Genomic DNA, 25,090 nt, shown 5'->3' with positions numbered 1-25,090 from the left:
ATCTTAAAATTGCGTAGCACCGATCGAAACCTTGAGAATGGAGCCCTCCCCAAAACGTTACAACTAAAAAGAAAAACGCCGGAAATTATCCGGCGCGATTCCGTTTTCAACTATGAAAGCATGTCTATTTCGCCGCTTGGATTGCATCCCAGACCCGGTGCGGGGTTGCGGGCATATCAAGTAGTTCGGTGACACCCGCTCCGTCTTTTAAAGCATTCTGGATCGCGTTCATGACAGCCGCGCAGCCACCGATCGTGCCCGCTTCACCGGCACCCTTGATCCCCATCGCGTTGGTCGTCGACGGCACATTTCGGGTCTGGAAGTCGAAATTCGGGACATCCGCCGCCCGCAGAAGCCGGTAATCAAGCAAAGACGCAGTCAAGAGCTGGCCGTCCTCGTCGAAAACCGTGTGCTCGCACAAGGCCTGACTGATGGCAGACGCCGCCCCGCCATGAACCTGACCGGCCAACAGCAGCGGGTTCACGGTGACGCCGAAATCATCGACGATGACGTAGTTCTGGATATCGACATCGCCGGTGTCCGGATCTACTTCCAGTTCGCAGATGTGGGTGCCGTTCGGATAAGTCGCCTCGGTTTGTTTGACCTCTTCGCGTGCTTGCAGAGGCTCACCGGCCCCGGCAGCGATTTCGGCAAGGGTCACCTGCTGGTCGGTACCGACAACACGGACCATGCCGCTGTCGAGTTCAAGATCGTCAATGCCCGCTTCCAGCTTGTCGGCAGCGAGTTCCTTAACCTTCTTGACCAAGGCAACGCTGGCTTCCTTGACGGATGGCAGCCCGAGCGGAATAGAACGCGACCCACCGGTGCCGCCGCCTTTCCGAACCCGGTCGGTGTCGCCCTGAATGACCTCGATATCCTCGATGTTGACGCCGAACTGCTCCGCAACGACCTGGCTGTAGGCTGTCGCATGGCCCTGTCCGTTGGTCTGGGTACCGATCAGAAGCGTCAGGTTGCCGTTCGCACCGATCTCGACGGTCGCCTCTTCGCCGCCCGGGAAAGCACAGGCCTCAATGTAAGAGCAAATGCCGAAGCCGCGATACTTACCGGAAGCTTGGCTTGCCTCCTGGCGCGCCTTGAAACCTGCCCAATCGGCGGTCTCCAGAGCCTTTTCCAGATGGCCCTGATAATCTCCGGTGTCATACATCCGGCCGGTCTGGGTGGTGTAAGGAAGCTGTTCCTTCTTGATGAAGTTGAGCTTTCGGAACTCAACCGGCCCAAGCCCGGTTTCCTCACCCGCCTTGTCGATCAGCCGTTCAATCAAGTAGGCCGCTTCCGGACGCCCGGCGCCCCGGAATGCGTCGGTCGGAACCGTGTGACTGTAAACGCCTTCCACCTTCGCAAACACGGCTGGAATGTCGTAAAGGCCGGATGTCATGGTGGTGCCGACCCAGGGAATAAACGGGCCGAACTGATGCAGATAGGCGCCCATAGCCGCCTTCACATGCACCTTCATGCCCAAAATCTTGTTGTCTGGATCCAGAGCCAGCTCGGCATGGGAGAGATTGTCCCGGCCATGAGCATCGGTGACAAAATGATCCATTCGCTCACCAGCCCAGCGCACCGGAACGCCGAGCGCCTGCGCCGCCAGCATCGCCAGCGGATATTCGCGGTAACAGAAAATTTTGGTGCCAAAACCACCGCCGACTTCCGGCGTTACAACCTGAACCTTGTCTGCTTCAAGGCCGAGGATCTGGCAAAGCACATCCCGCATCCCGTGCCCGCCCTGTGTGCCAAGGGTCAGCTTGAAACGGTCGCTGGCACTGTCAAATTCGGCCACACAGCCGCGCAGTTCCATGTAGTTGGCGACAATCCGGTTGTTGACGAGATCGATTGAAACCGTTTTCACCGCGTTGGCAAAAGCCGCATCGGTTTTCTCTGCATCGCCGTGCCCGAAGGTGAAGGCAACATTTGTTCCGAACTCCGGCCAGACTTTGACAGCATCGGGCGCAAGCGCGTCGTCCATTTCAACCACGACATCCAGCGGATCGTAGTCGACCTCCAGCATCTCGGCGGCATCACGTGCGCCTTGCAATGTATCCGCTACCACAAAGGCAATTGCATCGCCGACATAACGAACCGTGTCGGAACACAGCAGCGGCTGCGTCGGCAGATTGAAATTGCTGCCGTCGATCTGCTTCAAGATAGCGCGTGTCGGCATGGACTTTCCGGCCACGTCTGCACCGGTCAGCACCATACGGACGCCATCCATCGCCCGCACTTCATCTGCGTTTGCGATGGTAATCTTGGCATGAGCCATCGCCGAGCGCAGGACAAAAGAATGCACGCATCCGTCCGGCTGGTAATCGCCGGTATAGATCCCCTCTCCCGTAATGAGCGGCAGATCTTCTTTGCGGCGCAACGGTGCGCCAACACCGAATTTCGGAGTAGCCATTTGGTTCATGGAAGAGGCCTTCAGTTGACTTAAGTCTTTGCCGGTTGTCTGCAGCGCCTGGGATGCGCCAGCGGCGGGTTGACCACAATATAGTCCGGCGCAATTAAACTGACCAGTGCACTTTTTTGCAAGTCCCGGCAGCAAAGCCCTTCCCTTCTTACCGAATTCCAGTAGGTTTGTTCGCACACTCTCTTTTTGACCGTCGCTCTGCCCGCCTAGCCGGAACCCAAACTCTTCTCGGTCAAATGCCTCTGATAAAACGCGACACGCCCTAAATGGATTCCACACCCGATAAAACGACGGCAGACCCGGCGGAACCCAAACCGTCATCACCGAACCATTTTATCGGGCGTTTGGCGGAGCGCATCGGTCAACTGCCGCCAAACACGATTGGTGCGCTGTGGATTCTGCTCGCCGCTTTCCTGTTTTCCATCATGGTGACGCTGATCAAGTTTCTCGGTCAGGATCTCTCCGTGTTTCAGATCCTTGTTGTCCGACAGGCGCTGATGCTGCTGATCGTGGCGCCCAAGATCCTGCCGGGACTGCCGGGCTCGCTCGCCACAAAACGCCCGGGGCTCCAGCTGACCCGGATTGTCTTTGCGACCTCTGCCATGCTGCTTGGTTTCACCGCGATCATTGAGATGCCCCTTGCAGATGCGACGGCGATCAGCTTTTCAAAAACGTTTTTCATCACCATCTTCGCCATCTGGTTCCTGGGTGAGCAAGTCGGCAAACATCGCTGGGGGGCGACCATCGTTGGCTTTTTGGGAGTGCTGTTGATGCTCCGGCCAAGCGGCGAAGGTCTTGTTGATCCATTTGCCCTGATGGCGCTTGGCAGTGCGGCTTGCGCCGGGATGGTGATGATCGTCATCCGCATCCTGACCCGGACCGACCCGCCCAACACGATCCTCACCTATCAGGCGATGGGCGTTGGCCTCATCATGATCGTACCTGCATGGATGACCTGGCAAGCGCCGACCCTGGAACAATGGGCCTTGCTGGCGGCTGTTGGGTTCTTTTCCTGGGCCGGGCAAATGGCCAACATCAAGGCGTTCCAGGCCGGCGAAGCCACAGCCATCGCATCGCTCGACTATACCCGCCTGCTCTATGCCACCTTGTTCGGGGCCTTGATCTTCAGCCAGTGGCCCGGGGTTGAAACACTGATCGGTGCCAGCGTGGTCATCGCGGCCTCGATCTACACTGTCCGCCGCGAAGCCATCCGGGGCCGCCAGCTGGCCCGCGCTTCGGATGGTCGCGGGTATTCCAACTAAAAACGCGCCCGAATGGGGCGCGTTTTCGGTCTGATTTCCAAGAGCGGAAGACCTTAAGCGGCGGCAGCGGCGCGCTTGGCAGCCTCTTCTTCCACGAGTTCCTTCTTCGACAGTTTGCCAACCATTGTTTTTGGCAACTCGTCACGGAACTCGATTTCCCGCGGCAGTTCAATGGCTGACAGGTGATCCTTCAGGAAGGCCTTCAGGTCACCGGCGGTCAGAGAATGACCGTCTTTGAGCTTGACGAACGCTTTCGGCGACTGGCCACGGTATTCGTCAGGGATCGCGATCACGATGGTCTCGTCGACCGCCTCGTTTTGATAAATCGCTTCTTCAATGACACGCGGATAAACATTGTAGCCGGAACACAGAATCAGGTCCTTGATCCGGTCGACCAGATAAATGAAGCCGTCTTCGTCCTGGTAGCCGACGTCCCCGGTGTGCAGGTACCCATCTTCCGTGATGGTTTCTGCCGTCGCGTCGTCGCGCTTCCAGTAACCCTTCATCACCTGCTGGCCGTGGATCAGGAGTTCGCCCTTTTCGCCTTGCGCGACCTCGGTCTTGCGATCCTCAATGTCGACAAACCGCACCTTGGTGCCGGGGACCGGACGTCCGATCGATCCTGCGCGGCGGTTCTCGTCCAGCGGATTGACCGCGGCAACCGGAGACGACTCGGTTAGGCCATAACCTTCGACCAGAATACAGCCAGTCAGTTTTTCGAAGTTTTCCTTCACTTCAACCGGCAGCGGCGCACCGCCGGAGATGCACAAGTTGATGCTGGAAAGATCGTATTTCTTGGTCTCATGCGAGTTGTTAATTGCCGTGTAGATGGTTGGCACCCCCGGGAACAAGGTGACTTTCTTCCGAACGATCGACTCCAGCAGCATCTTCAACTCAAACCGCGGCTGCAGCACCATCTCCGCCCCGAGAATGACGGAGAGATTCTGCCCCACCGTCATCGCGAACACATGAAAGAACGGCAGCACACAGAGCATCTTTTCCTCGCCCGGCTGGGCTTTTTCAAAGATGTCGCGCATCTGTTCGATATTGGCGCACAGGTTCTTGTGCGTCAGCATTGCCCCTTTCGGCACACCGGTTGTCCCACCGGTGTATTGCAGAACGGCGATTGTTTCTTCCGGATCGATCTCAACCGGCTTCGGTTTGCTGCCCTTGGTCTGCAGGTCTTCAAAGCGGATATGCGCCTCGTCCTGCGGGATCGCGGCAAGTTCCTTGCGCTTGAACAAGCTGAAGAGTGTCTTTTTGATGGTCGGCAGACAGAACGTCATCGGACAAACGATGATCTTGTCCAGAACACGTTCTTTCCGGACGTTCTCGACTTTGTCGTAGATCACTTTCAGATCCATGGTGACCATGATGCGCACATCGGCGTCGCGGGCCTGGAAAGCAATTTCGCGCTCAACATAAAGTGGATTGAAGTTGGCGACCGTGCCGCCGATCTTCAGGATCGCGAAGTAGAAGATCGTATAAAAAGGGGTATTGGGCAGGCACAACCCGACATGTACGCCGGGCCCTACGCCCATGGCTTGCAATCCGGCCGCGGTACGGTCGACCAGGTCGCCCATCTCACGATAGGACCAGACCTTGCCCATGAAGTCGGCCGCCGGCCGGTCTCCAAAGCGTTCCGCTGAATTGTCGAGGTATTCGTGAATTGGACGGACCTTAAATGCCGCGTTCCACTCCTCCGCACTCGTCATGACGTTCTCCAACGCGTTTTCTCCGGCTCCTTTTACATGCAAGCCGGTTGATCGATTCAGCCCCCCTACTGCTGAATCCTCCTCCCTGATCGGCAATGCATATCGCGATGCCGACGCCGGTGTTCCCTACTGACATGACCCAAGCTTCCGTTCACGTCAACCAGCGACGTAACGACACCCCCGCAACTTTTTTGCACTTCTAGGTATAATTTACCCCAAAATTGGGCAGACCCACACTCAATAGTTGCTTTCATAGGTCATGTCGGCTCCGAACGAGGACGCTTTCTAGCGGCTTGGCCAGCGCCAGCGGGGCGGTTCCGCATCGGCGACTTGCGTCTCACCGAGTTCCTTGTGGAGATGATGATGAAGGCACCCTCGCTCTCCGGCAAGAGCATTCACCAAAGGTTCCGCATGCGAGACCACCAGCACCTGGGTCTTTTCGGCAGCTTTCGAAATCAAGCGCGCCAACGGTTCCAGGAGCGAGGGATGCAGGCTGGTTTCCGGCTCGTTCAAAACGATCAATGGCGCCGGGCGCGGAGACAAGAGCGCAGCCGTCAAAAGCAGATACCGCAATGTACCGTCAGAAAGCTCAGCGGCCCGTAGTGGCCTCAACAGCCCTTTTTGCCGCATGAGCAGTTCAAAGTACCCCTCATTGACGGTGATCTCGACCTCCGCTCCGGGAAAAGCATCGTCAATCGCCTCCGCCAAGGCGACTTCATCGCCAATCTCCAAAATAGTCTGAAGGGCGGCCGCCAGGTCTGCGCCATCAGCGGAAAGCGCGGGCGTACGTGTCCCGATCTTCGGAAACCTGGCCGGTGCCTCCCGGTCGGTACGCAGATGATCATAGAACCGCCACGCACGCATCCGTTCCCGGAGAACCAGGAGCTCCAGACCGTCTTTCGGGTCGGCGGCATGGGTCATCATGCTGTCAAACCGGGCCAGATTTTGGACCACCGGCAGGCGTTGCCCTTGTTGGTTCAAGACCCGAACTGACGGTCCGTTGCGCCCGGCAATCTCGTTGGACCGTGACAGCGCCTCTCCCGCCCAAAGCGCTTCGCATTTGATTTCAGGGTCCATTGAAAAATAGGAACGGCCGGCATCAGCGGGCAGTCCGAGGTCGATCGCGTAACCGTAATCTTCGTCCGCAAATCCCAGTTTAAGGGCAACAGTTCCCTTTCGAACCGTGCCTTGCACCGGCACCTCTCCCCGCTTCATGGCGCGTGACACGGTTTCCGGACCAGCCCAAAGCGTTGAATTCAAGCCACCTTCGGAAGCGAGCGATGCGATCGCACGCCCTTGAGCCACTTCGGCCAGGAGCCGGATCGAGCGGTACAGGCTGGATTTGCCGCTGCCGTTGGCGCCGGTGATCAAGGTGATCCGGTCGAGCGGTAATATGAGGTCACGCAAGGAGCGGTAACCGGAGACGGCAAAAGTAAGAAGCATGCCTGGATCCTAAAACTGGCCAGAATTCGTTTTGGACTTTGCAGAAACCCGAACTAAGCTGGAAGATCAGCGGGCGTTAAATCGGGATCGATCTCACGCCTAAAGCTGATCGCTCTTAAAGGAGCACCGAGGCAGCCTGTTGCCTGAATGCAGAAATTGAAAGGCCATGTTTAATCCCAAAGAGGCGGCGGACGATAGCCGCGCTTTGAACATTGTCATATTATTTTTCGTTGCCGTTGCGGTGATCTTCTCGATCGGTCTCCACTTCGACAGCGCCCTCAAATACTGGCTACTCAGCAAATTCGGTGAAACTGCGACCGGGACCGTTGTGCAGATCACCAAGCCCTCGACCGATCCGAATGAGATGCGTGACCTCGCCCGGCAAAGCCCGCGCAACTATTTGAAAAACCGCCAGACTTGGGTGACCGGTGACAGCCTGCTGATTGAGTTTCAACCAGAAAGCGGAACGTTTGAATATGTCTCTTTCAAGCGGCCGCCCGGGAGCACTGTCGGCCAGGCAGGCAAAGCAATCGACATCGTCTACTTGCCGCTCAATCCGCGGATCGCGCACCCGCACGCCCATCTTGCCGACTTTGCTTTTGACGCCAAGATCATGATGGGCTCTCTCATTGCCGCGATGATCACCTTTTGGCTGCTGGTCGAAGCATTTGTCTCCTGGATCAGGTTCCGGAAAACCATGCGCCATTACTGACGGCCAGAAGCGCTATGACCCCTGATCAACCAGCTCGAACTTGTTGACATCAAACACACCGAAATCTGTGATTTTGAGATGCGGAATAACCGGCAGCGGCAAAAACGCCACTTGAAGGAACGGTTCCGCCAGTGTGCAGCCAAGCGCCTTCGCGGCATGTCGAAGGTCTTCCAGCTCATGACGCACCGTCTCGAACGGTTCCAGGCTCATGAGGCCAGCTAGCGGCAGCGCCAGCTCGGCCTTCACGCCGTCCGGCCCGGCGACCGCAAACCCGCCCTTCATCGCAATGACCCGGTTGACCGCATGGGCCATCGCCGCTTCGTCAGCGCCAACAACACAGATGTTGTGACTGTCATGGCCAACCGAGGAAGCAATAGCTCCTTGTGTCATGCCGAACCCGTGGACGAACCCGAGGCCGATGTTGCCGGTGCCTTTGTGGCGCTCAACGACTGCGACCTTCAGAACGTCCTGCTCAAAATCCACAAGGGTCTTGCCGCCATTTACCGGCAACGTGCGCTTCAGGTGTTCCGTGATGATCTTGCCGGGGAGGACACCAATCACATCGGCTTCGCTGTTACGGGCCGGAATGTTGAATGATGCAGCACTGACCTCATTGGCCTTGACGCTATCAAGCCCAACCGGCGCGACAATGCTGCGGGTCGCAAAGGCGGCATCATCGGCAACAACACCGCCACAGATCGCGGTTTCAACACGGCAGTCTTTAATATCGCTCAACAAGGCAATGTCGGCGCGTTTTCCGGGAGCCAACACGCCTCTGTCTTTCAGGCCAAAGGCATTCGCCGCTGACCAGCTGGCGGCGCGATAGACGTCAAGCGGGCGGATCCCCTTGGCAATCAACCGCCGGATCATGCTGTCGAGATGCCCCTCCTCCGCAATATCCAGCGGATTGCGATCATCGGTGCAAAGCGCAACGAAAGCCGAGGTATCGGACGTCAAGACCGGCGCCAATGCATCGAGATCCTTGCAGACCGACCCCTCCCGCATCAGCACTGCCATGCCTTTGGAAAGCTTCTCCTGCGCTTCTTCAGCTGACGTTGCCTCGTGATCGGTTCGGATCCCGGCCGCCAGATAGCCGTTGAGCGGTTTGCCACCGAGCAATGGTGCATGGCCATCGATATGTCCATCCTGGAAAGCTGCAAGCTTGGCAAGCACCTTCGGATCACGCGCCAGAACACCCGGAAAATTCATGAATTCCGCAAGACCAATAACGCTTGGATGGTCTTTGAACGGCAGAAGGTCTTCTATTTCCAGACAGGCACCAGCTGTCTCGAACGCGGTTGCCGGAACACAGGATGACAGGTTCACCTTCAAATCCATGATGGTTTGCAATGAACTGTCCAGAAAGTAGCGAATGCCCTCTGCGCCCAGAACGTTGGCAATCTCATGCGGGTCACAAATCGCAGTCGTAACCCCATGAGGCAGCACGCAGCGATCGAATTCAAAGGGCGTTACCAATGAAGATTCAACATGGAGATGCGTGTCGATGAACCCGGGCACCGCTGTAAGACCCGTTCCATCGATGGTGTTTTCCGCCTCATAGGTGTCATGCGTTCCAACAATTCGGTCTCCGACGATGGCAATATCCGTCGTCACAGTCGCCCCGTCGACGACGCTGAACATCTGCACGTTCTTGATGACCAGATCCGCCGCAACCTCCCCCGCACCCGCGGCTATAGCCTTGTTCAAAAAGCTCTCGTCGTGGCGGTGCGGCATGGTTCGGATCTCCTGTTCTTTTTCTAGAAGCGGACCTTAGCGTTCAGCAGCCCGGATCAGAAAGCCCCAAGCGGCATTTTCCACGTGGCAGATTTCTGCGCGCACTTCACCACCCCTGTCAAAGGGCAATCGAGCTCCAACCTCTGTCCAAATCGAGCGCATTATTCCGAATTTGATCTTCAACGTCACTTTCGATTAATTAAATCACATTTAATAATTATCGAAAACTCAATCACCTACCGCAGGACAGCAACGAAACGCTGCGGCGCAGCACGGAAATCGAATTGACAGTTTCCCGAATGGCGAGAATAATTTTTCCAAAATAAATAATTATGGTCTCGCAGTGAAAGCGGACCCGGAATGACCGAGGGAGGAGGCCAATGGATGAAATCCGGAAAAGCGGCCGCGGCTCGAATTCTGTCCAGCTGAGACGCTATAACGAGCGGATCGTCTTACAGATATTGCGGCGTGCGGGAGAAGCGTCGAAGGCCGAACTCGCCCGGGCTGTGCAACTAACGAATGCGGCTATTGGCGCGATCATTCAGACCCTCATCGAAGAGGGCCTCATCGTGGAAGCTGGCAAACGCCATGATGGCAGCCGCGGTCAGCCCGCGACAATTCTGAAACTCGCGCCGCGGGGCGCATTTTCTTTTGGCGTTCGTCTGGACCGGACGAGCCTGGAAACGGTGCTGATGGATTTTTCCGGTCAGATCATCAATCGCCGAACGCATGAGATGATCCTGCCGGAGCCCGCAAAAGCCCTTACGATCCTGACTGATGACCTGGAACAGTTGCGGGAAGACCTAAGCGAGGGAGAACAGGATCGCATCACCGGCATCGGGCTTGCTCAGCCCTTTAATCTCGGCGCATGGCTCCATGAACTCGGCTTGCCTGAGGCGCATTTCAAGGACTGGGAAGACTACGATCTTGCGAGCGCCCTTGAAGAGGAAACCGGTCTTCCGGTCTTCAGTGAAAACGACGGCACGGCAGCAGCTGTTGCAGAGCTTTTTTATGGTGTTGGGCGTCAGAACGACAACTTTCTATACCTGTTCCTGGGACCCGCAATTGGCGGCGGCTTGGTGATGAACGGTGATGTCGTTCGCGGTGTTTCCGGCAATGCGGGTGACGTTGCGATGATTCCGGTTCCGCCGAGCAAATTGCCGACCGCCAACGCCCCGCGTCAGGAATGGGACTTGCTCCTGGCAAGGGCCAGCCTTGTTGCTCTGGCTCGGCATATGTCACCGGAGAACTTTTCCAATTTGAGCCGCACCGATTTGCGCCATGCCATAGAGGCAGCGGACAGCAAGGCACGCGAATGGACAGAAGACTGTGTCAGCGCACTCGCCGTTGCGCTCCGCTCAGCCTTTGCGATCCTCGACATGCCTCTGGTCGTTTTGGACAGTGACCTCGGGAATGATTTCAACACAAGCTTTGCAGAAGCGATGGCGTCAGCTGTTGCAGATGCAGCGCCGGAGAGCCGGACCTCGCCTCAGATGGCAACCGGCAGCTTCGGACAGGATGCCGGTGCCGTCGGCGCGGCCAGCCTGCCACAGTTTTTCAACTTCTCGCCCCGGACAGCGATCCTTACTGGAGGCAGGTCACTTGGACCTGCCGGATCTGGCCGAAGCGAAGACCGCGCCGGTTTTCCGGCGCGGGCAGCACGGTTGGGGTCACATCTGGCCACACCCAACCGTGTTTAGAAACAGGCCAGGGAGGAAACATACAATGATCCGCAAACTACTCGCGACCGGTTCCGTTCTTGCCGCAATGGCAGCGACACCGGCCATGGCGGCTGACCTGTCCGCCTGCCTGATCACCAAAACGGACACCAACCCGTTTTTCGTGAAGATGAAAGAAGGCGCGACGGCAAAAGCCGAAGAACTCGGCATTGAACTGAAGTCTTTCGCTGGCAAGGTCGATGGCGACCACGAGACCCAGGTTGCAGCGATTGAAACCTGCATCGCAGATGGCGCCAAGGGTATTCTGCTGACGGCATCTGACACCTCTTCCATCGTACCTGCTGTCCAGCAAGCGCGCGACAATGGGCTTCTGGTCATTGCACTCGACACACCGCTGAACCCGATCGACGCAGCCGATGCCACGTTTGCGACCGACAACTTCCTGGCCGGTGAACTGATCGGAAAATGGGCGGCCGGTTCGCTCGGCGATGAGGCGGCAAATGCCAAGATCGCAATGCTTGATCTTGCCATCAGCCAGCCAACCGTCGGCGTGTTGCGCGACCAAGGCTTCCTTCAGGGCTTCGGCATCGATCTTGGTGATCCGAACAAGTGGGGCGATGAGACCGATCCGCGGATCGTTGGCAACGATGTCACGCAGGGCAACGAAGAAGGCGGCCGCCGGGCGATGGAAAATCTGCTCGCCAAAGATCCGATGATCAACGTCGTCTACACGATCAATGAACCGGCTGCAGCCGGCGCCTATGAAGCTCTCAAGTCAATTGGCCGGGAAAACGATGTTCTGATCGTCTCCGTCGACGGTGGCTGCCCAGGTGTTCAAAACGTCAAGGACGGCGTCATTGGCGCAACCTCGCAGCAATATCCGCTGTTGATGGCCTCGCTCGGCATCGAAGCCATCAAGGAGTGGGCGGACAACGGCAACAAGCCGGAACCGACACCGGGCAAGGACTTCTTTGATACCGGTGTTGCACTTGTCACCGACAAGCCGGTGGACGGCGTTGAATCCATCGACACCACCGAAGGCACAAATCTTTGCTGGGGCTAAACCGGTAAAGATGCAAGCGAAGCGAAAGGGGCAAGGCCGCCTCGCCCCTTTTACAACAGGCGCATAGAGGGAAACGGGCATGACCTCAGAAACGAAGACGGACCGCGGCCCTGCAGCGTTTGAATCTGCAGCATCAAAAGGCCCGCAATTCGTTGCCGAATTCGACGATCACCACCAGACCATCGGCCAGAAGATCCAGCATACTCTGCATCAGACGCCGTCCTTGGTGCCCCTGATCGTGCTGCTGTTGTCCATATTGATTTTTGGACTGTTGCTGGGTTCGAAGTTCTTCTCCCCCTTCGCCATGACGCTGATCCTTCAACAGGTTCAGATTGTCGGTATTGTGGCCGCAGCCCAAAGCATCGTGATCCTCACAGCGGGGATTGACCTGTCGGTTGGTGCGATCATGGTTCTGTCGTCTGTGGTCATGGGCCAATTCACGTTCCGCTACGGGCTCCCCGTTGAAGTCGCCATTGCGGCTGGACTCATTTGCGGAACGATCTGCGGCTATATCAACGGTTTCCTGGTGGCTGTCGTCAAACTGCCGCCCTTCATCGTGACGCTCGGAATGTGGCAGATCGTTCTGGCGACCAATTTCCTCTATTCCGCGAATGAAACCATTCGCTCCCAGGACATCTCAGAGCAAGCCCCCCTACTCCAATTTTTCGGCAACAAGGTTGCGATTGGTGGAGCGATATTCACCTACGGCGTGATCTTCATGGTGCTTCTTGTGCTGGTGCTGGCTTACGTGTTGCGCCAAACCGCCTGGGGCCGGCACGTCTATGCCATCGGTGATGATCCGGAGGCTGCGCAATTGTCCGGGGTTCAGGTCAAACGCGTGCAGATTTCCGTCTACATGCTCTCAGGACTGATCTGTGCCTTCGCCGGCTGGGCAATGATCGGGCGGATCGGGTCCGTCTCACCGACAACCGGTCAGCTGGCCAATATCGAATCCATCACCGCTGTGGTGATTGGCGGGATCTCGCTGTTCGGTGGACGCGGATCGATCCTTGGAACCCTGTTCGGGGCCTTGATTGTTGGCGTCTTCACGCTTGGGCTGCGTCTGCTCGGGGCAGACGCCCAATGGACCTATCTCCTGATCGGCCTTCTCATCATCGCGGCGGTTGCTGTCGACCAATGGATCAGAAAGGTATCTGTCTGATGGAACCTGTTCTTCAAGCAAGCAATCTGGTCAAACGCTACGGCCGTGTCGTTGCCATGGACCATGCCGACTTCGAGCTGTATCCGGGTGAAATCCTGGCCGTGATTGGCGACAACGGTGCCGGCAAATCAACCTTGATCAAGGCGCTCAGTGGCGCAGTTCAGCCGGATGAAGGAGAAATCCGGCTCGACGGCAAACCGGTGCATTTCCATTCACCCATCGATGCGCGATCTGCCGGGATCGAAACCGTCTACCAGACGCTCGCCATGTCTCCGGCCTTGTCGATCACCGACAACATGTTCATGGGCCGCGAGCTGCGCAAACCAGGCTTCCGCGGCAAATGGCTCCGCCAACTCGACCATAAAAAAATGGAACAGATTGCCCGGGACAAATTGAACGAGCTCGGCCTTTTGACCATTCAAAACATCAACCAGGCCGTCGAGACCCTGTCCGGCGGCCAGCGCCAAGGGGTGGCGGTCGCGCGTGCGGCTGCGTTCGGCTCGAAAGTTGTCATTATGGATGAACCCACCGCGGCCCTTGGCGTCAAGGAAAGCCGGCGGGTTCTGGAGTTGATCAAGGACGTGAAAGCGCGCGGTCTGCCGATCGTTCTGATCAGCCACAACATGCCGCACGTTTTCGAAGTCGCAGACCGTATTCACATCCACCGGCTCGGCCGGCGCGCTTGCGTGATCAAGCCGGACGACTTTTCCATGTCGGATGCCGTCGCGATCATGACCGGTGCCATGGATCCGCCAGAAGACATGGCAGCGTGAGCAACCGGCGACGATAAGAATAGGACCAACAATGTATTTGATTTGCGGTGAAGCCTTGTTTGATCTCTTTGGGGCGGACACCTCGGGAACTAGCGTCGGCTTTGACGGCCGGATCGGCGGATCGCCCTTCAACGTCGCCATGGGGCTTGCCCGTCTCGGCGACGACGCCGCGTTTTTCGGCGGCATATCGAACGACGTCCTTGGCGAGAAGCTGGTTGGGAAACTGAGAGACGAAGGGGTTTCTGATCGCTTTGTCGTACGCAGCGACAATCTGACGACCTTGAGCCTGGTCCAACAGGATCCTGACGGGCAACCCGCCTATACATTCTATGGCGCCAATGCGGCTGACAGGATGATAACCGAAGCGGATCTCCCGGTTTTCGAGGTTCCGCCGTCGTTCATTCACATCGGGTCTTATACGGCGCTCACAGAGCCTGTGGCTTCGGCACTAAAGACCCTGATCGCAAGAGAGCATGCACGGTGCCTCATCTCCTTTGACCCCAATATTCGGCCCACTGTGGTCGCCGAAATGGACAAGTGGCGGACCAACACGACCGCGATTGTTCCTTACACTGACGTCATCAAAGTCAGCGATGAAGACCTCGCTTTGATCGCCCCGGGAGAACCTGTCGAGGCGATTGCTCGTGATTGGCTCGCAGAAGGCGCCAAGCTGGTGATTGTCACACGCGGGAAAGACGGTGCCTCCGCCTACACAGATCAATCCGAAGCAAGTGTACCCGGCGTTGCAGTCGACGTGGTTGACACTGTCGGTGCCGGGGACACCTTTCAGGCAGCTCTATTGTCTGGACTGAAAATTCTGGGTGCAAACAACCGCGAGGGCCTCACGGCGCTCGACCCTGTGCAACTCACACGATTGCTCACGTTTTGCACCCAAGCCGCAGCCATCACCTGCTCGCGGCGCGGGGCGGATCTCCCAACCAAAGCAGATCTTGAAAAAGAGGGCTGCTCTTTGGTTTGAGGGGCTGACAAGAGAATTAAATCGATTTAAAAGACATCCGAATGTCACGATGCTTAGACTAGAACGGCGAAATTCGCCGGCTTGGAAGGGATGAGAACATGGCGGTCCGCGTCATTGAAGTAGCCGAATTCGATCTGGTTGTGTTCGGTGCCTCCGGAGACCTTGCACATCGCAAGCTGTTGCCGGCCCTTTACCACCGGGATGCGGACGGACAAATGCCCGACAACGCGCGGATCATTGCCAGCGCGCGCCGTGATTATTCGGACGATGATTATCGCGACTACGCTCGGAAGGCCTTGCAAGAGCATGTGTCCGACCTCGACGACGCGCATCTGGAAAAATTCCTGAAACGCATCCGGTACGTGAAAATCGACATCGGGACCGCTGAAGGCTTCGAAGACCTCAAGACCGTTCTGGAAGAACGCGAAGATGTCATCCGCGCGTTCTACCTTGCTGTCGGCCCGGACCTTTTTGGCACCATATGCGAAAATCTCGGCAAGATCGGCGTTGTGAACTCCCATTCCCGCGTGGTTATGGAAAAGCCGATTGGCAAAGACGGCGCATCGGCCAAGGCGTTGAACGCAACGGTCGGTGCCGTGTTCAACGAAGACCAGATCTTCCGGATCGACCACTACCTCGGCAAGGAGACCGTGCAGAACCTCATGGCTCTGCGGTTCGCCAACGCCCTGTTCGAGCCCCTTTGGAATGCGGCTCACATTGACCACGTTCAAATTACAGTCGCCGAGTCGCTGGGGACCGGTGGCCGGGCCGGCTATTACGACACGGCGGGCGCACTCCGGGACATGGTCCAGAACCACATTCTGCAGCTTTTGTGCCTGGTGGCCATGGAACCGCCAGAGTCGATGAACGCCGACAGTGTGCGCGATGAAAAACTGAAGGTTCTGAAAGCCCTCGCCCCGATTGGCGAGCACAATGCCGACAAACTGACTGTCCGCGGCCAATACCGCGCCGGAGCATCAGCCGGTGGCGCAGTTCCAGGTTATCTGGAAGAACTCGGCAATGATCAAAGCGGAACGGAAACCTTCGTGGCCCTGAAAGCGGAAATTGCCAACTGGCGATGGGCCGGTGTGCCGTTCTACTTGCGCACCGGCAAGCGCCTTGCCCAACGGGTTTCCGAGATCGTCGTTCAGTTCCGCCCTATTCCCCACTCGATCTTCGACGAGGAAGCCGGTGCGATCACTGCAAACCGCCTCATCATACGTCTTCAGCCAGATGAAGGCGTACAGATGAAGGTGATGATTAAGGACCCGGGCCCCGGCGGCATGCGCCTGCGCCAGGTGCCGCTGGACATGAGCTTTGCAGAAGCCTTCAAGGTCCGGAACCCGGATGCCTATGAACGGCTGATTATGGATGTGATCCGCGGCAACCAAACCCTTTTCATGCGCCGCGACGAAGTCGATGCAGCCTGGGCCTGGATTGATCCAATTCAGGCGGCCTGGGCGGCTTCCAAGGAAACGCCAAAGGGGTACACGGCCGGAACGTGGGGGCCATCAGCCTCCATCGCCCTGGTTGAACGTGACGGCCGCACCTGGGCGGAAGACGAACTGGTTTAAACGCCGGAAAGTGTGTCAAGAGACGCATATTTCCTGGATTTAAATCGATTAAATGACACAAACAGTCATTACGCTCTATCTAAAGAGTTGAGAGAGAGACCGGCTTCAACACTGCCGGAGGATGAGGGAGACAAGCCATGGCCATCAGGGATCGTGTCGGCGAGGTCACCGAACGGATCGTCAAACGCAGCCACGACAGTCGAAGTGCCTATCTTGAACGCATCGGCAAGGCTGCAGACCAAGGCCCGCAGCGTTCGCGATTGTCCTGCGGCAACCTTGCCCACGGATTTGCCGCATGCGGCCTGTCCGATAAAGCCGCCTTGTCCGGTGATGTGGTACCGAACCTCGGCATAATCACCGCATACAACGACATGTTGTCCGCCCATCAGCCTTATGAGACCTATCCCGACCTGATCCGGCAGGCAGCGCGGGAGGTCGGAGCGGTGGCGCAGGTCGCAGGCGGCGTACCGGCCATGTGCGATGGGGTCACCCAAGGCCAGGACGGCATGGAGTTGTCCCTGTTCTCGCGCGATGTGATTGCTATGGCGGCAGCTGTCGGCCTGTCGCACCAGATGTTTGATGCGGCCGTGTTTCTCGGCATCTGCGACAAGATCGTGCCTGGCCTCACGATAGCAGCTCTGTCTTTCGGCCATCTGCCGGCTGTCTTCATTCCGGCAGGCCCAATGACCACAGGGATCTCGAACGACGAGAAAGCGAAGGTCCGCCAGCTCTATGCGGAAGGCAAGGTTGGCCGTGACGCGCTTTTGGAATCTGAGTCCAAGGCCTACCACTCTCCCGGCACCTGCACGTTTTACGGCACAGCGAACTCCAACCAGATGCTAATGGAGATCATGGGCCTGCACATGCCGGGGGCATCTTTCGTCAATCCGGGCACGCCCCTCCGCGAAGCTTTGACCAAGGAAGCGGCCAAGCGTGCGCTGGCAATCTCTGCCCTTGGCAACGAGTTCACCCCTGCCGGTGAAATCATCAACGAAAAAGCCATCGTCAACGGGGTTGTCGGCCTCCACGCCACCGGCGGCTCAACGAACCACACCATGCATTTGGTGGCGATGGCCGCAGCGGCCGGGATCCGGCTGACCTGGGACGACATCTCCGACCTATCGGATGTGGTTCCACTGCTGGCACGTGTTTACCCGAACGGGAAAGCCGACGTGAACCACTTCCAGGCAGCCGGTGGTCTTGCGTTCCTGATCCGCGAACTCTTGGGCGACGGATACCTCCATCAGGATGTGAAAACCGTCTACGGCAGTGACCTCTCCGGTTATACGGTCGAGGCAAAACTCGACGCGGACGGCAATGTTATCCGGGACCCCGCCCCGCAAATTTCCGGCGATGAGACGGTTCTGGCACCAGCCAACAAAGCATTCCAGCCGACGGGCGGTCTGAAAATGCTGACCGGAAACATCGGCAAAGCAGTGATCAAGATCTCTGCAGTTGCCAAAGAGCGCCATATCATTGAGGCCCCTGCCCGCGTCTTTCACTCGCAGGAAGACTTCCTCAAGGCGTTTTCCAACAAGGAACTCAATGGAGACGTTGCAGCTGTTGTCCGGTTCCAGGGCCCGAAAGCCTGCGGCATGCCGGAGCTTCACAAGCTGACCCCATCCCTTGGCATCCTTCAGGATCGTGGTCATAAGGTCGCGCTCATTACGGATGGCCGCATGTCCGGCGCATCGGGCAAGGTTCCAGCGGCCATTCACGTGACACCGGAAGCTGCCAATGGCGGCCCGATCGCAAAGATCCAGGACGGTGACCTCATCCGCATCAATGCGATTACCGGTGAACTAGCGGTTCTCGTTGATGAAGCCGAGTTCGATGCGCGACCGGTTGCACAAGAGGACCTAAGCCATCATCAATTCGGTGTCGGCCGCGACCTGTTTGCCGCCTTCAGGGCCAATGTCGGCACCGCTGATGCCGGCGCGCATGTCTTTGACGTTTAAGGAAAGATAATGGGACAAGATATTTCAAAAATCGAAGCGGTCATGATAGCGGCACCGGTGATACCGGTACTGGTGGTCGAAGACCCAAAAAAAGCTGTCCCGGTGGCGAAGGCTCTGGTTCGTGGCGGATTGCCGGCTATCGAAATCACGCTCCGTACACCGCATGCCCTCGAAGCAATTGCTGCTGTCAATGAGAACGTGGAAGGCGCGATCGTAGGGGCTGGAACTGTCCTGACGCCTCAGCAGTATGACGCCGTTGTTTCCGCTGGCGCGCGGTTTGTTGTTTCGCCCGGTGCGACGGATACGCTTCTGGACGCGGCTGATGAACACGGCGTGCCGCTGTTGCCGGGAGCAGCAACAGCTTCGGAGGTTATGAAGCTTCTGGAACGCGGTTATGAACGGCTGAAGTTCTTTCCGGCGGAACAAGCAGGTGGTTCGCCTTACCTCAAGTCTCTTTCCTCGCCCCTGGCTGCCGCAAAATTCTGCCCAACCGGTGGTGTCAGCCTTGAAAAAGCGCCTGACTATCTGAGCCTGCCAAATGTTATGTGCGTGGGTGGTTCGTGGATTGCGGATGCAAAGGCAATCGCTTCAGAAGACTGGGGTGGGATTGAGGAACGGGCGCGGGCGGCATCCCAACTCGGCAAGTAGCCGTCGGAATACGATGCTCAGCTATCGCGCGAATGTTTATTAGGCTGAGGCGGCCTCTGATTCCGGCGCCTCATCCTCGCTTCCATCGACTTTGCGGTCCCAAAGAAGGCGCAGCCCACCGGATGTGTCATTCCGCCAGGCAAATTCGGCAACGACAGGCTTGCCGAATTTTTTCATGGTCAAAAGTACCTCGTCCGGCAAAGCGGGCAAGCTTTTCGCCATAACGCGGCAACCGTTGTTACCCGCGTCCACGATCGTGCCGGAAATCTCGGTGATCCCCTCAAAGTCGGAAATCTTCACCGGAATGCTGACGTTGTTCCGTTTCTCTCGGCGTTTATCGGAGAAACTTTCAGTCGATTTCACAAATAGGACGGCCGCATCAGAGTCTTTGCGGGACGTGATCTGGCATTTCACGAGTTTGTCGGAGTCTTTCGGGCGAATACCGATATTCTTGCTCAGCTCCTGAATATCGGGAGAAGTCAGGCGGCATCCCCATTCCCCGACATTAGAAACAACACCACTGATCACTGACAGATTGTCAAAATCTACAACGAGAACCTCTTCTTCGGCCTCGGGTTTATCCTGCAAGTGCGCAAGTGCATTCATTACCGCCTCCAACAACCCATTTTACTTAGGGTTATTATCATTTCAAATCGCTTAACATCTTCAATTTTAGGTGCTTGATCTCAAAGGCAATTGGCACTTACCCTGAGGTTCGTGGCCGCCGACCCGTTTGGACTTGCAGAAACTCCCCCACACCAGAGTTCGGCCCGGAATGAAAGTACATCCCATCTTCTAGGAATTCAGGTTGCCGAAGACCTCACTCCGTCCAATGAACTGGCGTATTTTCATCCAATACAGATGGAGACGAATATGACAGCGTATTTTATGGCTCCGATTGCAGCCTTGGCTCTTCTTACGGTTCCCGTCGCGGCGAATGCAGAGAACCTGTGTCAGGGATATGGCCCGCAAACGCCGCGCGATATCTCAAACACGGCGGGCACAAATACCGCCACGGTCGCTTTTGCGGCGGAAGCAGCAACACTCAACCTGTGTAATTTGCATACCCATACGAATGCTGAGCACAAGGGACCGGGTTTCTCAGTTTTTGTCGACGACAGCGACCATGGGGGATATCGCTGCAACGAAACTGACACGTTGACCGAAGCCGAGCTTACGGCACCAGAGTCCGAAGCCTTTCATGGCGTTAAACCAGGCGACACAATTGAAGTTCACTGGGTCTTTTCCTCTTGCGACGTATCACCGGGAAAAGGTCTCGGCTCCTGTCTAAGCGACTCCTGCGTAAATCCGCAACTGCGTGTAGAAGCCCAAACATTCCTAGTCGTCAATGATTCAAACGCCCTGAATTTCATGGACTTCGCTTACCAGGACAACATCGTCAACGGCCTCCATCAGCCAAAAGCGCTGCCCACCGGCACAGGGTCTCCTGTCACCTTTATTGGTTCAACGACGGGCCCCAGCTACACTCAGGCAAAATGCTCGCCGTTCCAGGTAACTTGGAGCGTCCGCCCACAATGCGCCAAGGTCGACATCAATTCCCTGAACGCCTGGGCAGAAGCGGGAAACATTTTTCAGGAAGATCATTCTCATGGTGTCCGCCAATTGGTGACCGCCGAAGAACTGCTTGCGCCGATCAATTGACCTTTGCTCGCCGGCCAGTTGCTGGCCGGCAGCCACTTCCGGCAATCGTATCTTTCAGGATCCTGGCAGCTGTGCTATCTGAAGCAGCGACATTCAAATTGCCCAGAAATACGGGGCCTAAATCGATTTAAGGAGAGCCGCGTGACGCTCGAAACGACCTTCACCATGCTCGCGCAGCAAGCCGAAAACCTGTCCGCGACCTCTCTTCGAAACATGTTTCAAGAAGACCCTGACCGGTTTGCGAAGTTTTCCGCACGCTGTGACGATCTTCTGCTCGATTATTCGAAAATCAAACTGGATGCCAAGACCCTGGAGCTGTTGCTGCAAGTCGCGCGCGAGGCGGAAGTCGACGTAAAACGGACTGCAATGTTTTCGGGTGAAAAGATCAACGCCACCGAACACCGCGCCGTCCTGCACACGGCCCTGCGCAACCAGTCCACCGATCCGGTTCTGGTCGACGGCGAAGATGTGACGCCAGACATTCGCGCGGTCCTTGATGCGATGGCTGATTTCTCGGAGGCTGTAAGATCCGGGGACCTAACATCTTCAGCCGGAACCGCATTCACCGATGTCGTCAACATCGGCATTGGCGGGTCGGACCTTGGCCCTGCAATGACCACTTTGGCGCTCGCGCCTTATCATGATGGGCCGGAGCTCCACTACGTTTCCAATGTCGACGGTGCGCATATTGCCGACACGCTGAAGAAGCTGGATCCAGCCTCAACCCTGATCATCGTGGCGTCCAAGACATTCACCACGGTTGAAACGATGACCAACGCGCAGACGGCGCGCAAATGGATCGCAGATGCTCTGGGTGAAGAAGCTGTTGGTGCGCATTTCGCTGCCGTCTCAACAGCCCTCGACAAGGTTGAAGCCTTCGGGATCGACGAAAAGCGCGTTTTCGGTTTCTGGGACTGGGTTGGCGGCCGATATTCCATCTGGTCGGCCATTGGCCTTCCGTTAATGATCGCAATCGGGCCGGACGCCTTCAACGAATTTCTGGAAGGCGCATATGTGATGGATGTGCATTTCCAGGATGCACCGATGGAAGAGAACCTTCCCGTTCTGATGGCCCTGATCGGGATTTGGCATCGCAACGTTTTGGGTTATGGCGCGCGTGCCGTTCTTCCGTACGATCAGCGCCTCGCCCGGCTTCCCGCCTACTTGCAGCAGCTTGACATGGAATCCAACGGCAAGCGCGTCAAAGTGGACGGCACATTGGTCGACACTGACACCGGCCCGCTCGTTTGGGGAGAACCCGGCACCAACGGTCAGCACGCCTTTTATCAGCTGCTTCATCAGGGCACGACCGTAATCCCATGCGAGTTCCTGATCGCGGCACGAGGTCATGAAGACGACCTGACGCATCAGCACGAGCTATTGATCTCCAATTGCCTGGCCCAGTCCGAGGCATTGATGCTTGGCCGAACACTTGAAGAGGCCGCAGCGCAACTCTCATCCGCAGGCCTCGATGACGATGAAGTGGCACGCTTGGCGCCACATAAGGTTTTTCCGGGCGACCGGCCGTCACTGACACTCGTCTATGACGAACTGACGCCGTTTGCGCTCGGCCGGTTGATTGCCCTTTATGAGCACCGTGTCTTTGTCGAAGGCGTGATCTGGGGCATAAACTCCTTCGATCAGTGGGGTGTGGAATTGGGCAAGGAGTTGGCAACGGCTCTGTTGCCGATGGTCAAGGGCGAAGCTGAACCTGTGACAAAAGACTCCTCAACAAAAGGGTTGCTTGCCGCTTTGCAGTCAGCAAGCGCAGACGCCTGACGAATTGGTGAACTGGGCGGAGGCAGGCTCACAACGCCATACTTTCGCCTCACGGCACAGGTCTTTGTGCGTCAACAGCCGAACGTGTTGCTTTGCGAACTCCTTAGGGCATGACTACAACCACGACTTATGTGGCGATTGCCGGTTTGGCAAAACCAACTTACGCTGTGTTCATTGATTTACGCTCCGTGATTCGCCATTGTGGAGCGAAAAGAGAGGTGCCGGCAGGCGTCCTTATAATGAGGAGATCTCGGTTTTGAAAAAGCTTGTATTGCTCGCAGGCATCACCCTTGCCCTGGCCGGGTGCCAATCTGACAGTTCGCGCGATCGCGCACTCGTCGGCGGCGGTCTTGGCGCCGCTACCGGCGCTGCAATTGGCGCAGCAGCCACGGGCGATGTCGGCGGCGCACTTGTTGGCGCAGCAATCGGCGGCGCAGGCGGCGCGATTGTTGGCGGCGCAACAACGCCGAAAAATTGCGTAGCGTATGACCGCTACGGCAATCCATATCGGGTGGCTTGCCCGTAACTCTAAGCATGTCCGGCCACGAACATGCAGTGCACTGAACAAATGAGAAATAGACGATGAAAAAACTCTTCTTGGTTGCAGCAACCGCTGCCCTCCTTGCCGGCTGCCAGTCCAGCAGCCAGACGGATCGTGCCCTCGTCGGCGGCGGTCTGGGTGCAGCGACCGGCGCAGTAATCGGCGCGGCGACAGGCGGCGGTGCGGGTGCAGCGCTTGCAGGTGCTGCAATTGGTGGCGCTGGCGGTGCCGTTGTCGGTGCGGCGACAGCGCCGAAAAACTGTGTTGCCTACGACCAGTACGGCAACCCGTACCGGGTCGTTTGCCCGTAGTACGGCTGCACTGGGCGTTGGATAACCGGCCTCGTTAAGAATTGGTTAACCATCGCCCTTTCACCCTAGGCGAACCTGTTTACCGAAGGAACGCCCGGGATGAAGTCCGCCATTGCCCTGCTATCGCTGACCCTTTTGCTTGCTGGATGCGTCAACACGGAAAGCCAGCGGGATAGAATGCTGATCGGCGCAGGTCTGGGAGCGGCAACAGGGGCGACGATTGGTGCTGCTGCGGGATCAACCGGCGGCGCAGCCTTTGCCGGAGCAGCCTTGGGTGCAATTGGCGGTGGTTTGATTGGCGTCGTGACATCTCCACGCAGCTGCATTGCGCGCGACCCGGAAGGCACACCCTATACAGTCCCCTGCCCCTGAAAACGGCACCATCGACAAAAACAAAAAAGGCCAGCCCAATTGGGATGGCCCTTTCTTTTTGAGTGCTTCGAACCAGCTTAAGCCGCTTGGCTTGCAGCAACTGAATTCAAGGCGCTTTCCGGATCGACATAGTCATATCCCAGCGCGGTCGCCACAGCTTCGCAGGTGATTTTGCCCTGATGAACGTTCAAACCCGGAAGAAAGTTTGCATCATCCAGCAACGCTTTCTTCGCACCCTTGTCGGCAAGTGCCAGAGCGAATGGCAGCGTGGCATTGTTCAGCGCATAGGTCGAAGTCCGTGGGACTGCGCCTGGCATGTTGGCAACGCAGTAGTGAACAACCTCATCAACGATGTAGGTCGGCTCTGAGTGCGTGGTCGCCTTGGATGTTTCAAAACAGCCACCCTGGTCGATCGCAACGTCGACAACGACAGAGCCTGGCTTCATCTTGCTGATCATCTCGGCAGTTACCAGCTTCGGCGCAGCAGCACCTGCGACCAGAACGGCGCCAACGACGATGTCAGCGGCAAGAACCTGCTTTTCCAGGGCTGCTTTGGTTGAGTAGACGGTTTTGAGCGCGGAACCGAAGGTCTGCGACAGGTTGGACAGAACCTGCGTATTGCGGTCCAGAACAGTTACATCCGCACCGAGGCCCAACGCCATGGTGATGGCATGCGAACCGACAACGCCGCCGCCAATTACAACGACCTTGGCAGGCTCAACACCCGGAACACCACCAACGAGGACACCGGAGCCGCCGTTGATCTTCTCAAGGCATTTCGCACCAGCGGTGACAGACAGCCGGCCGGCAACTTGAGACATCGGAACCAGAAGCGGCAGGCCGCCTTTGGAATCCACGACAGTTTCGTAGGCAATACAGGTTGCCCCGGACTTCACCAGATCAGCCGTCTGAGCCGCATCGGGCGCGAGATGCAGATAGGTGAACAGGATATGGTGCGGGCGCAGCATGGCGCGCTCAACAGCCTGCGGCTCCTTCACCTTGATGATCATTTCGGCAGCGTCGAAGATTTCCTGAGCGGTTGCGAGGATTTTGGCGCCGCTGGCTTCATAGTCGGCATCGCTGGCGCCGATCCCGGCACCAGCGTTCGTTTCTACAAAAACCTCATGACCATGAGCTGTCATCTCATGAACGCTGTCCGGTGTCAGACCGACCCGAAATTCGTTGTTTTTGATTTCCTTAGGTACGCCAATCCGCATGGTTCCGTCTCCTCTGGTGCGGCTTGTTTATTGTTTTTGATAATACCACTGAGAAAGACGCAGGTGCTTGCGTTCAAGGCCTCC

General features: G+C 57.2%; 21 protein-coding genes. 15 read left to right on the top strand and 6 right to left on the bottom strand.

Features of this window, described 5'->3' with window-relative positions; genetic code table 11:
* Nucleotides 1-124: 124 nt before the first annotated feature.
* Nucleotides 125-2,422: a xanthine dehydrogenase family protein molybdopterin-binding subunit gene (locus AC0J4F_RS12640; RefSeq protein WP_473023640.1), complete on the bottom strand. Its 2,298-nt coding sequence runs from the start codon at nt 2,420-2,422 to the stop codon at nt 125-127.
* A 266-nt stretch (nt 2,423-2,688) separates the two neighbouring features.
* On the opposite strand from AC0J4F_RS12640, the gene AC0J4F_RS12635 reads away from it, so the two are divergent.
* Nucleotides 2,689-3,684, top strand: coding sequence for a DMT family transporter (locus tag AC0J4F_RS12635; RefSeq protein ID WP_473023639.1), 996 nt, complete (start codon nt 2,689-2,691; stop codon nt 3,682-3,684).
* A 53-nt stretch (nt 3,685-3,737) separates the two neighbouring features.
* On the opposite strand, the gene AC0J4F_RS12630 is transcribed toward AC0J4F_RS12635, so the two are convergent.
* Together AC0J4F_RS12630 and AC0J4F_RS12625 are read right to left on the bottom strand one after the other, a co-directional pair.
* Nucleotides 3,738-5,399 carry a long-chain-fatty-acid--CoA ligase gene (locus AC0J4F_RS12630; RefSeq protein WP_166672607.1) on the bottom strand — a complete coding sequence of 554 codons (1,662 nt, stop codon included), beginning with the start codon at nt 5,397-5,399 and terminating at the stop codon, nt 3,738-3,740.
* Nucleotides 5,400-5,684: 285 nt separating this feature from the next.
* Nucleotides 5,685-6,842: an AAA family ATPase gene (locus AC0J4F_RS12625; RefSeq protein ID WP_473023638.1), complete on the bottom strand. Its 1,158-nt coding sequence runs from the start codon at nt 6,840-6,842 to the stop codon at nt 5,685-5,687.
* Between the two features lie 166 nt (nt 6,843-7,008).
* Here AC0J4F_RS12625 and AC0J4F_RS12620 point away from each other — a divergent pair, with 166 nt between their 5' ends.
* The gene (locus tag AC0J4F_RS12620; RefSeq protein ID WP_209174127.1) at nt 7,009-7,554 is read left to right on the top strand and encodes a hypothetical protein; all 546 of its coding nucleotides are present in this window, start codon (nt 7,009-7,011) and stop codon (nt 7,552-7,554) included.
* A gap of 12 nt (nt 7,555-7,566) precedes the next feature.
* Here the strand turns inward: AC0J4F_RS12620 and ade are convergent, their stop codons facing one another.
* Nucleotides 7,567-9,288: an adenine deaminase gene (gene ade / locus AC0J4F_RS12615; protein WP_473023637.1), complete on the bottom strand. Its 1,722-nt coding sequence runs from the start codon at nt 9,286-9,288 to the stop codon at nt 7,567-7,569.
* Nucleotides 9,289-9,668: 380 nt separating this feature from the next.
* Here ade and AC0J4F_RS12610 point away from each other — a divergent pair, with 380 nt between their 5' ends.
* The 8 genes from AC0J4F_RS12610 (at nt 9,669) to eda (ending at nt 19,124) form a co-directional block, all read left to right on the top strand.
* A complete protein-coding gene (locus AC0J4F_RS12610) occupies nt 9,669-10,988 on the top strand; it encodes an ROK family transcriptional regulator (RefSeq protein WP_133946437.1) in 1,320 nt (439 codons plus the stop codon).
* A 25-nt stretch (nt 10,989-11,013) separates the two neighbouring features.
* Entirely contained in the window at nt 11,014-12,030 is a 1,017-nt protein-coding gene (locus tag AC0J4F_RS12605) for a sugar ABC transporter substrate-binding protein (protein WP_133946435.1), read from the top strand.
* Between the two features lie 79 nt (nt 12,031-12,109).
* On the top strand, nt 12,110-13,192 hold the full coding sequence (locus AC0J4F_RS12600; RefSeq protein WP_473023636.1) for an ABC transporter permease: 1,083 nt from the start codon (nt 12,110-12,112) through the stop codon (nt 13,190-13,192).
* The gene (locus AC0J4F_RS12595; RefSeq protein ID WP_208326655.1) at nt 13,168-13,965 is read left to right on the top strand and encodes an ATP-binding cassette domain-containing protein; all 798 of its coding nucleotides are present in this window, start codon (nt 13,168-13,170) and stop codon (nt 13,963-13,965) included. The genes AC0J4F_RS12600 and AC0J4F_RS12595 overlap by 25 nt, the downstream gene beginning before the upstream one ends.
* 31 nt (nt 13,966-13,996) lie before the next feature.
* Nucleotides 13,997-14,944, top strand: coding sequence for a carbohydrate kinase family protein (locus AC0J4F_RS12590; protein WP_133946428.1), 948 nt, complete (start codon nt 13,997-13,999; stop codon nt 14,942-14,944).
* Between the two features lie 98 nt (nt 14,945-15,042).
* Nucleotides 15,043-16,518 (top strand): glucose-6-phosphate dehydrogenase, encoded by a 1,476-nt coding sequence (zwf, locus tag AC0J4F_RS12585; protein ID WP_133946426.1) that lies wholly within the window; start codon nt 15,043-15,045, stop codon nt 16,516-16,518.
* 137 nt (nt 16,519-16,655) lie between these two features.
* Nucleotides 16,656-18,476 (top strand): phosphogluconate dehydratase, encoded by a 1,821-nt coding sequence (edd, locus tag AC0J4F_RS12580; protein ID WP_473023635.1) that lies wholly within the window; start codon nt 16,656-16,658, stop codon nt 18,474-18,476.
* A 9-nt stretch (nt 18,477-18,485) separates the two neighbouring features.
* Nucleotides 18,486-19,124: a bifunctional 4-hydroxy-2-oxoglutarate aldolase/2-dehydro-3-deoxy-phosphogluconate aldolase gene (eda, locus tag AC0J4F_RS12575; RefSeq protein WP_473023634.1), complete on the top strand. Its 639-nt coding sequence runs from the start codon at nt 18,486-18,488 to the stop codon at nt 19,122-19,124.
* Nucleotides 19,125-19,163: 39 nt separating this feature from the next.
* Here eda and AC0J4F_RS12570 read toward each other — a convergent pair whose 3' ends face one another.
* Nucleotides 19,164-19,730: a PilZ domain-containing protein gene (locus tag AC0J4F_RS12570; RefSeq protein ID WP_473023633.1), complete on the bottom strand. Its 567-nt coding sequence runs from the start codon at nt 19,728-19,730 to the stop codon at nt 19,164-19,166.
* A 111-nt stretch (nt 19,731-19,841) separates the two neighbouring features.
* On the opposite strand from AC0J4F_RS12570, the gene AC0J4F_RS12565 reads away from it, so the two are divergent.
* The 5 genes from AC0J4F_RS12565 to AC0J4F_RS12545 all read left to right on the top strand — a co-directional run bounded on the left by AC0J4F_RS12565 (nt 19,842) and on the right by AC0J4F_RS12545 (nt 23,789).
* The gene (locus tag AC0J4F_RS12565; RefSeq protein ID WP_473023632.1) at nt 19,842-20,786 is read left to right on the top strand and encodes a delta-class carbonic anhydrase; all 945 of its coding nucleotides are present in this window, start codon (nt 19,842-19,844) and stop codon (nt 20,784-20,786) included.
* A gap of 165 nt (nt 20,787-20,951) precedes the next feature.
* Complete coding sequence (pgi, locus tag AC0J4F_RS12560) at nt 20,952-22,565, top strand: glucose-6-phosphate isomerase (RefSeq protein WP_473026427.1); 1,614 nt, start codon at nt 20,952-20,954, stop codon at nt 22,563-22,565.
* Between the two features lie 256 nt (nt 22,566-22,821).
* Nucleotides 22,822-23,091, top strand: a complete 270-nt coding sequence (locus AC0J4F_RS12555; protein ID WP_008189470.1) for a membrane lipoprotein lipid attachment site-containing protein — start codon at nt 22,822-22,824, stop codon at nt 23,089-23,091.
* 56 nt (nt 23,092-23,147) lie between these two features.
* On the top strand, nt 23,148-23,417 hold the full coding sequence (locus tag AC0J4F_RS12550; RefSeq protein WP_133946415.1) for a bacteriocin: 270 nt from the start codon (nt 23,148-23,150) through the stop codon (nt 23,415-23,417).
* A gap of 99 nt (nt 23,418-23,516) precedes the next feature.
* Nucleotides 23,517-23,789 carry a hypothetical protein gene (locus AC0J4F_RS12545; RefSeq protein ID WP_133946413.1) on the top strand — a complete coding sequence of 91 codons (273 nt, stop codon included), beginning with the start codon at nt 23,517-23,519 and terminating at the stop codon, nt 23,787-23,789.
* A 77-nt stretch (nt 23,790-23,866) separates the two neighbouring features.
* Here AC0J4F_RS12545 and ald read toward each other — a convergent pair whose 3' ends face one another.
* Nucleotides 23,867-25,006, bottom strand: a complete 1,140-nt coding sequence (ald, locus tag AC0J4F_RS12540) for an alanine dehydrogenase (RefSeq protein ID WP_420340314.1) — start codon at nt 25,004-25,006, stop codon at nt 23,867-23,869.
* Between the last annotated feature and the right edge of the window lie 84 nt (nt 25,007-25,090).

The organism is Roseibium sp. R5 (assembly GCF_055755305.1).
This window is presented reverse-complemented; position numbering and strand designations above follow the sequence as displayed.

What these genes read in the sequence shown, in the direction of transcription:
- AC0J4F_RS12640 (WP_473023640.1), bottom strand. Translation starts at nt 2,422, where the DNA reads ATGAACCAAATGGCTACTCCGAAATTCGGTGTTGGCGCACCGTTGCGC.
- AC0J4F_RS12635 (WP_473023639.1), top strand. Translation starts at nt 2,689, where the DNA reads ATGGATTCCACACCCGATAAAACGACGGCAGACCCGGCGGAACCCAAA.
- AC0J4F_RS12630 (WP_166672607.1), bottom strand. Translation starts at nt 5,399, where the DNA reads ATGACGAGTGCGGAGGAGTGGAACGCGGCATTTAAGGTCCGTCCAATT.
- AC0J4F_RS12625 (WP_473023638.1), bottom strand. Translation starts at nt 6,842, where the DNA reads ATGCTTCTTACTTTTGCCGTCTCCGGTTACCGCTCCTTGCGTGACCTC.
- AC0J4F_RS12620 (WP_209174127.1), top strand. Translation starts at nt 7,009, where the DNA reads ATGTTTAATCCCAAAGAGGCGGCGGACGATAGCCGCGCTTTGAACATT.
- ade (WP_473023637.1), bottom strand. Translation starts at nt 9,288, where the DNA reads ATGCCGCACCGCCACGACGAGAGCTTTTTGAACAAGGCTATAGCCGCG.
- AC0J4F_RS12610 (WP_133946437.1), top strand. Translation starts at nt 9,669, where the DNA reads ATGGATGAAATCCGGAAAAGCGGCCGCGGCTCGAATTCTGTCCAGCTG.
- AC0J4F_RS12605 (WP_133946435.1), top strand. Translation starts at nt 11,014, where the DNA reads ATGATCCGCAAACTACTCGCGACCGGTTCCGTTCTTGCCGCAATGGCA.
- AC0J4F_RS12600 (WP_473023636.1), top strand. Translation starts at nt 12,110, where the DNA reads ATGACCTCAGAAACGAAGACGGACCGCGGCCCTGCAGCGTTTGAATCT.
- AC0J4F_RS12595 (WP_208326655.1), top strand. Translation starts at nt 13,168, where the DNA reads ATGGATCAGAAAGGTATCTGTCTGATGGAACCTGTTCTTCAAGCAAGC.
- AC0J4F_RS12590 (WP_133946428.1), top strand. Translation starts at nt 13,997, where the DNA reads ATGTATTTGATTTGCGGTGAAGCCTTGTTTGATCTCTTTGGGGCGGAC.
- zwf (WP_133946426.1), top strand. Translation starts at nt 15,043, where the DNA reads ATGGCGGTCCGCGTCATTGAAGTAGCCGAATTCGATCTGGTTGTGTTC.
- edd (WP_473023635.1), top strand. Translation starts at nt 16,656, where the DNA reads ATGGCCATCAGGGATCGTGTCGGCGAGGTCACCGAACGGATCGTCAAA.
- eda (WP_473023634.1), top strand. Translation starts at nt 18,486, where the DNA reads ATGGGACAAGATATTTCAAAAATCGAAGCGGTCATGATAGCGGCACCG.
- AC0J4F_RS12570 (WP_473023633.1), bottom strand. Translation starts at nt 19,730, where the DNA reads ATGAATGCACTTGCGCACTTGCAGGATAAACCCGAGGCCGAAGAAGAG.
- pgi (WP_473026427.1), top strand. Translation starts at nt 20,952, where the DNA reads ATGCTCGCGCAGCAAGCCGAAAACCTGTCCGCGACCTCTCTTCGAAAC.
- AC0J4F_RS12550 (WP_133946415.1), top strand. Translation starts at nt 23,148, where the DNA reads ATGAAAAAACTCTTCTTGGTTGCAGCAACCGCTGCCCTCCTTGCCGGC.
- AC0J4F_RS12545 (WP_133946413.1), top strand. Translation starts at nt 23,517, where the DNA reads ATGAAGTCCGCCATTGCCCTGCTATCGCTGACCCTTTTGCTTGCTGGA.
- ald (WP_420340314.1), bottom strand. Translation starts at nt 25,006, where the DNA reads ATGCGGATTGGCGTACCTAAGGAAATCAAAAACAACGAATTTCGGGTC.